The following is a 7,605-nucleotide window of genomic DNA, read 5'->3' as shown; positions in this document are numbered from 1 at the left end:
TATTGTACTATAGTACTTATTTAGTGTTGTATTGATATTAACGTATTAAAAATCCTTGTTGTTTGTTTAAGTCAATATTTTTTTTAACTTATCTAATTTTTGTGTAAACAGCCGCGCTTTGATCTGTCTGTAGTAATTTATCTAGAACACTTGCTTTTATTCTGTCAGATTGATCATAGATGTTAGGGTGTAGATAAAGCTGTTCTAGAAGGTAAGACCCTTCCTGTGTTGATTTTTAAATGTTGCTGGGGAACTTGATTTATTACGGTGGGAGAGCCAAGCACATGCTAAAAGAGAGTCATTCTCTAGCCAAGTGTAACATTGCTGGCCAGCCTCGAATCTTTTCATCGCATCTTCTAAAAATTCCCAACGAGTCTGTAAAGTTCCCTTTGGGTTATAGCGTAATAAGTCCGATAGGCTGTTAAAATTAAGCTTTACGTACTCTTCTGATGAAATGGACGACCTGTTGATTCTGTGAAGAGATTTTTTAGTTTTCGGGAAGTGATATTTTAATGTAGCTTGATTCATAATAGTCGCTTTATAATTTCTAATAAGTTTAAGTTTTTGATTTTGAATACTTATGCGTTTAGTGATGTTTTTAAGAGCATATGAGGAAATTCCTACTTGCTGAGAATAGTTTTGGAAAAAGCACTTAGCTTGTCTCTTGAATTTATTAAAAATAAACTTTGACTTAGTGTGAAAATTAATCTCGTAGGCTTCTATGTAATCCGTTGCCAGCATCTCCTTATAGCCATTATTCCCCGGTGTTAAGTCAAACACCTCTATCTCTTCTTCTGAGAGCATTAACCCTAGCATTAAAAAATGTAGTATACCTGGTGAGTACTTGGCATACATAGGAGAATGTGTATTAATACCTTGCAAGTGCACCCACTTTTTTCCGAAAACTCCTACATTAGAAGCTATAATTGTATTATCTAATTTTAAAATAGTGACGTGTAAAAGATTTAACTTAAAAAGAGAAGACAGAAAATCCCGTCTTGCAGTGGAACTGATAAACATACACTGATCGAACATGGCGCCCTTTCTGAAATCGCTTTGAATAACAAGTTCATTTAGTATAGAGTCGAACTCGAGTGAGTCAGTAATCTTAACAAATTGTAAATCTCCTAATCTCTTTAATCGGTTTAGTTTCTCTTTCCTGTTCTTTTTCTTAAGTTCCTTAGCAATGCTACTGTAGTTGATTTTAAGTAACGGCTGCTTATGCGAAATAACTTCACAGCTGTATTTAAAAGAAGGATTCTGCTTAATCCAGTGGAGTGGTGCAGTTGAAGGCACAAATTTTAAAGGTATAGTTTTACCTGGGTAATCACTTTTAATCTTTAATATCGCTTGCTCAATGAAGTTGTCACTATCCATAGGATCTGCAAGCCATACCTGATATTCGGCAATGTCAGCACCCGCATACACTAAATTACCGTTAGAATCCATGGCTAAAGGTAGGGCCCCTATAAGTTTTTCGTCTCGTATTTGTATGATGAGAATAGGCGTATAAGAATCTTTAAACAGCTTATACCATGTAGAAATGAAATCATAGCTTTGAAATGGAGTTGACCAAGTACACCGCTTATAAAGAATATCCCAGTCCGTAGGAACATTAGGTCGTGCTAAGTATGAGCGGGCTTGATCACCTACAATAGTTTCAACTGCATGGGGAGGTAGCCCCATCGTTGTTAATGAATTTGCGGATAAAGTGGTTGAAAGATTTAGCATAACAGGAAATATTGGTCTTTAATTGAGCAGGCTACCTAAGCATCAGCCAGAATGCGGAGGTATGGTTGATTTGACTAATATATTACTTCGCTTCGCATCTGAATCAGATACAACTGCATAGATATTTGCAGAATCAATGAGTCTGCTCGCTTCCAACTTCACAGTATGTAAAAATTTGCTCAACCTATCTTTAGCTAGAGGGTGATAGTAGACGTTGTGAACAACTACACAGCCTCAGGGAAGATGAAAGTACGTTTATCTTTTCGGGATCTGTTCGGACCATGAAGCCATGCACAGGCAAGAAGATATCCATCTTCTACCCACGTAAAGGACTGTTCACCTAACTCAAATCTCTTCATAGCGTCCCTCAGAAACTCCTGTTTACTTACAAAAGATTTAGTTTGATCGAAACAGAGTAGATCCTGTAGATTACACCTTTTTATCAGTATATCTTTATTTGAGTAGTTATGTTCTGGATTTGTCCTGAAATCGTATACTGATTGCTTTTTATTCCTGATATAATGTAATGAATAGTGTATGGTGCCATGATTTTTAATAATCCCAATTTTTTGCTTGGTTTGTAAAAAATAAGGTTTATACTGTTCTAACAGTTTTTTCATCTTAGGAGTAAGATGTTTATTCCTAATGACTTCCAGTGTTTTTTCTACAATAGATTTATGCGACACAGTTAGTTCATACACGTGGTCGTAATCATTTGCTAATCTACTTTTGTAAGACTGATTGCCAGTTGTTAAATCCAATGTATTATAACCTTCATAAACGAGCATTTGTATAAATTTCACAAAACAAACAAATCCTGGAGAATGGCTTGCATAGAATGGAGAGTGGCTATTTAGGCCTATACCATATATCCAGTTATCTCTACCTTGGGTTGCAATTAAAGACGCTAAGATTTCATTGTTTAACTTAAGAAGTGTTACATGAAGTAGATTTTGTCTGAACATCTCTAAAAGTAACTGCTTTCTCAAAGGATTATTAAGGAACGGTGTCCAGTTTATGGTAGCACCTTGCCTAAAGTCATAGTGGGCAGTGAGTTCATCTATGACGCTGGAGAACACTTCAAAATCTTTTACTCTTTCATAGCTTACTTCGCCTAAACGTTTCAGGCGGTTGCAATTTTCTCTGAATTCCTTTTTTTTGAATAGTTTATCAACACCTTTATCCTTCAGGTTCACTAAGGGCCTTTGAACTGTTTTAAGTGTACAAATCTTCCTGTAATTTGGGTCCTCTTCAATCCAGCGTATAGGGGTTCCTGGGGGGAGCTGAATAAATGATATGACATGGCCAGGAAAATTTGAAATAAGTATTTGGAGGGAGGCTTTGATGAATTCATTATTTGAATCTGAAGTGAGCCAGGTCTGGTAGTAAGCAATATCACCACCAGCACCCTTTAGTTTTTTATCCTTGCTATTATGCGCTAAAAAAATCAAGCCCGTGAGATTTCCACTTTGCCAGTTGCTAACGATCACAGGTACAAACCGTTTACTATACAGGTTATACCACATTGTAACGAATTGTTTTGCCTGAAAGGGAGTTGCCCAATGGCATGATTCATACAGTGAATCCCATTTATGAATAAATGATTGGTCATTAACCAATTGGAACGCTTCTTCACCAATTGTTATTTTGACATTATCGTCTGATTGCAATGACACGGTAAAATCAGTATTGTAAACATTGATTTGCGCTTGCATAGTATAAATCAGGATAAGTTTAAGGCTGTGTTATTTTTTGAATATTGTCGGTTATATCTAGCACTTTACAGATTTGCCTTTCTGTCGATTTAATAATGAAAGGCAATTGATTTTCTTGATTCCTAGCGATCACTTTCTCACTGCTTGTGAGAAACTCTTGCAGACGTGCTATCACCTCTTGCTGACAATAATTTATCTCAAATACTGCGTGCTTACTTTGATGCTCTGAGTTTTGGAGCCAGGCGCAACATAGAAGTCTTCCCTCATTAGCCCAGGTATAAGCATGCTGCCCTTCTTCAAAACGTCGCATTGCATCCTCCATAAACTCCCATCTGCTGACCTGAGTGCCCCCTGCTTCAAAGCCCAGCAAGTCGCTCAGACTATCAGTGCTGACCAAAATTGTTGAAGAAGGAAGCAATGTGCTGTATCGGTAATGGCAAAAAGTCCTTTTACCGGATAAAACTGGCATATGACCTCGACGAATTTTTTTTATTTGGTGGCGCAGCTGGTATAATTGCTTTTTCAGATTCAGTTCTACGCTCATAGGCCTATGCCCAGCTTTTATAAGGTGCTCATATACATGCTTGCGCATACGACGTTTTATGCGGTACAGTCTGTTATCGGTAACCGCCAGGCTATACACCTGGTCGTATTTTGTGGCAAACCGTTCCTTATAATTATCTCCGCCAGGAGTCAGATCAAATATGTCGTAACCCTCATCAGATAAATAGCGGCCTAGCATGAAGAAATGTAATATGCCAGGTGAGTTTTTAGCGTGAAAAGGGGAGTGTGTATTTAGTCCTTGCAAGTGTACCCAGTTTTTACCTTGTGTTGCCACCATAGCCGCAATGATCTCATTATTCAGTCTCAGGATAGTAACGTGCAAAATGCCTTTACTAAAAAGCTGCATCAGGAAGTCCGTCTTAAGAGGATTTTCCCGGAACTGATTCATGTTGAACATCACTCCTTGCCTGAAGTCATATTGCTCTGCCAGATCTTTCAGCAATGGGGAGAATTGCTCTGGTTCTGTAATTTTCTCAAATACCAAGTCGCCAATGCGTTTCAGGCGGTTGTACTTTGTTTTATGCTGCCTGCTTAGGTGCAAATGTTGTGCTATCGATGGCGTCTGCAATTCAAGAAGTGGTCTCCTGAACTCTTGAATGACGCAGCGGCCTTGCCATACCTTATCTTTTTTTATCCAATCAATAGGCGTGTGGGCGGGTATGAAGCGAAATAAAATATCGCCTTTCGGGAATCGCTCCTTCAGTAGAGAAAGGGCTGCTTTTATAATGGACTCTCCATTTCCTTCCTCTGCTATCCATACCTGATACTCTGCTTCATAGGCACCCGCTCCTATAATCTGTATTCGGCTTTGGTATAACTTGTCAATAGGCTTCTTTGAATTCGGTATAGCCATGGTAAGAAGGCCTATCAGTTCATAGTCAGAATGTGTGGCCACAACAACTGGCAGGTATTCTTCTGAGAACACCTGGTACCAAGACATGACATATTCTCTACTTTGAAAAGCAGTTGCCCATGAACAATTTTGGTACAAGGAATCCCAACTGTTCTGAAAATTTTTATCGGTATATAATTCCCAGAATTCTTTACCTATCAATAAGCTAGTTGAACTAATCCCCGCGTCAATGCCATGTTTCTCCTTCTGTTTGTGACTGACTATCTCTTGCATAAAAATTAATTATTTTGAATCGTCGCTTATTTTCAGTTTAGGTCGGCTTGGGCAACTGGGTCTGGCCTCACATGAGAAGTTTTGATTTTGCAAAGGCGAAAACCATTTTCCTTCAATGCTTTTAAAAGTCTGTAGTCGTTTACATTTATTACTGCCTGGTGGGAGAGATTAGGCACTGGAACAGTTAGTAATGCATATGCACTGGCTACAAACGAAGGAAGCTTTTCGGCCGCCTCTGGTAGGCAGTAAGTTATCTCAAGGATTGAAGGCTGTTCATTATCTCTTTGCTCATCTGTCTCCTGTCGTTCCTGTTTTTCAAACCAGGCGCAAAAGAGTAACTGTCTGTTATCGACCAAGGTGTAGGCATGCTGCCCATCTTCAAAACGAGCCATCGCCTCCTCAAGGAACTCCCACTTAGTGGTTTGCGTCCCTATTTGCTCAAAGCAGAGCAGATCGCTAAGACTGTCTGTGTTCAGTTTCAGATGCTCAGTTGGGAAGTCGAGCGGGTAGCAGAGTTCTGATTTGTTGTATCTGGCAGCACCTAACCATAATCTGTGCTGCAGGCCCTTTAGGCGGGCACGAAAGAGGTAAGCCTTTTTTTTCAGGTAGAGCTCCATGCTCATTGGTCGATGCCCCGACCTGATTAACTGTTCATGAAGCAACTTGCGTAAGCGTCGCTTCAGGTTGTAAATGAGGCTTTGTGAAATCAGTAACTCATATACTTGGTCATGGCTGGTTGCCATGCGTTCTTTATAGGCATCGCCACCTGGTGTAAGGTCGAAAACGGTGGCTGAGTGCTCGTTTGCCAGCAGCTGGCCCAGCAGAAGAAAATGCACAAAGCCAGGGGAGTGCACTGCGTAAAAAGGGGAGTGTGTATTTATTCCTCCCAAATGCACCCAGTTTTTACCATGTATCCCTACTATCGACGCCATTGGTTCATTGTTGAGAGTCAGAACTGTCACATGCAATAAATTACGTTCGAAGAGCTTCAGCAATAAATTAGATGCCTGTGGATTCCCCTTGAAATGTATTTTATTAAACATCGCTCCTTGGCGGAAGTCAAACTGATTCTTGAGCTGTTCATAGATAGACAAGAATTGGTCAGGGTCGGTTATGTGCTCAAACCTTACATTTCCAAGTCGCTTAAATCGGTTTAGCTTAAGCTTAAAACCTCTTTTCTTAAAGAGCTTAGATACCTCAGGTTTGTTCATTTCCATTAGTGGTCTGCTATAGGATTGTAGAACGCAGCGGCTCACCCAATTAGAACTGTCCGCCAGACGAGCTACAGATGTGCCAGTTGGTATATATCTGAAGTATATGTCATGTTTGGGAAAGTTGCGCGTTAAAAGAGATAGGGCTTGATTGATAAAATCCAGTTCAAAATTTTTACTGGCAAGCCAAGTTTGATACTCGGCTTCATACTCTCCGGCTCCCACAATACGGGCTCTCTTATTTCGCAAGGTGGTTTTAGATTGACTATCTTTGAGAAGAGTCATAGTCAGCAGTCCTATCAATTTACCATTCTGCTCAGCCTCACAATGATCGGGGTATAATCTTGCTCATTTAAACTGTACCATACAGCAACGAAGTCCCTGCTTTGAAAAGCAGTAGCCCAATCACATGTTTCATAAAGTTGATCCCATTCATATTGAAAATTACTGTCGGATAAAAGCGTATGAGCATCTGCTCCGATGGTTAGATGTATAAGGGATTTGCTCTGGGCTGATGCCGCTTTTGGAATCTCTATAGTATCAGTTAGTAGTTGCATAAAATTTCCTGCATTTTAACATGTTAGTATGTTAGTGGGTAGATTATTATTTTATCTATCCTAAAGCATATAAGCTACTGTATGATCCTTAGTATACCTTTAATTAGAATCAAGATGGTTAGAAGCACATCAAACTAAGGTATAATCTGCTTAAGATCTTGGGGGGAATTGATAGTTTATTATTAGCAGTAGCAAACTGTGTATTAATGAGAAAGATCGATTCCTGAGGTTGACAATTACCTCCTACCTGGCTCTTCTTTATTAGTGAGTAAGGATTGTTATCTCCAACAGTATGTGATTGAAATGGATTGACGTTTTGTAGCATTAATTTAATTATATTATAGATCCCTTTTTGTATACTGATATTAGGTCTATACGATATAACAGGGAAATGATATGTGTTTCGTTAAAAAAAATATAGGTATAATTAATAGTAAGTGCGTATTCATTACCTAAATCAAGAAACTGTATTTTCAAAATCACAGAATCTTTATTCTAGTCATCCAAACCCATATATACTTAAGTGTAGCAGGCTCTACTAGAGGTAATTTTAATATTATATATAGGAATTCAGGGAGTATAGTAACCTGGTAATACCAAAGAATTTTATTTATGGTTTTTGAACAAAACCATACTGAGCGCAAAATATTTTATAAAAATCAACAATTTTTCAAATCCAATTAATAATATATACGTTACAA

General features: G+C 38.7%; 4 protein-coding genes. All 4 read right to left on the bottom strand.

Annotated elements, in window-relative coordinates; genetic code table 11:
- Positions 1-204: 204 nt before the first annotated feature.
- Entirely contained in the window at positions 205-1,731 is a 1,527-nt protein-coding gene (locus O71_RS16465; protein ID WP_081490526.1) for a GNAT family N-acetyltransferase, read from the bottom strand.
- Between the two features lie 224 nt (positions 1,732-1,955).
- Positions 1,956-3,446: a GNAT family N-acetyltransferase gene (locus O71_RS16460; protein WP_007658984.1), complete on the bottom strand. Its 1,491-nt coding sequence runs from the start codon at positions 3,444-3,446 to the stop codon at positions 1,956-1,958.
- A gap of 19 nt (positions 3,447-3,465) precedes the next feature.
- A complete protein-coding gene (locus O71_RS16455; protein WP_007658982.1) occupies positions 3,466-5,136 on the bottom strand; it encodes a GNAT family N-acetyltransferase in 1,671 nt (556 codons plus the stop codon).
- Positions 5,137-5,168: 32 nt separating this feature from the next.
- On the bottom strand, positions 5,169-6,632 hold the full coding sequence (locus O71_RS16450; protein ID WP_155800970.1) for a GNAT family N-acetyltransferase: 1,464 nt from the start codon (positions 6,630-6,632) through the stop codon (positions 5,169-5,171).
- Positions 6,633-7,605 lie beyond the last annotated feature (973 nt).

Source organism: Pontibacter sp. BAB1700, assembly GCF_000277005.1.
Lineage (GTDB): Bacteria > Bacteroidota > Bacteroidia > Cytophagales > Hymenobacteraceae > Pontibacter > Pontibacter lucknowensis.
The sequence above is the reverse complement of the archived record's forward strand: the minus strand, read 5'-3'. Positions and strand labels throughout refer to the sequence as shown.

Coding starts and splice junctions, on each gene's coding strand:
- O71_RS16450 (WP_155800970.1), bottom strand. CDS start 6,632: ATGACTCTTCTCAAAGATAGTCAATCTAAAACCACCTTGCGAAATAAG.
- O71_RS16460 (WP_007658984.1), bottom strand. CDS start 3,446: ATGCAAGCGCAAATCAATGTTTACAATACTGATTTTACCGTGTCATTG.
- O71_RS16465 (WP_081490526.1), bottom strand. CDS start 1,731: ATGCTAAATCTTTCAACCACTTTATCCGCAAATTCATTAACAACGATG.
- O71_RS16455 (WP_007658982.1), bottom strand. CDS start 5,136: ATGCAAGAGATAGTCAGTCACAAACAGAAGGAGAAACATGGCATTGAC.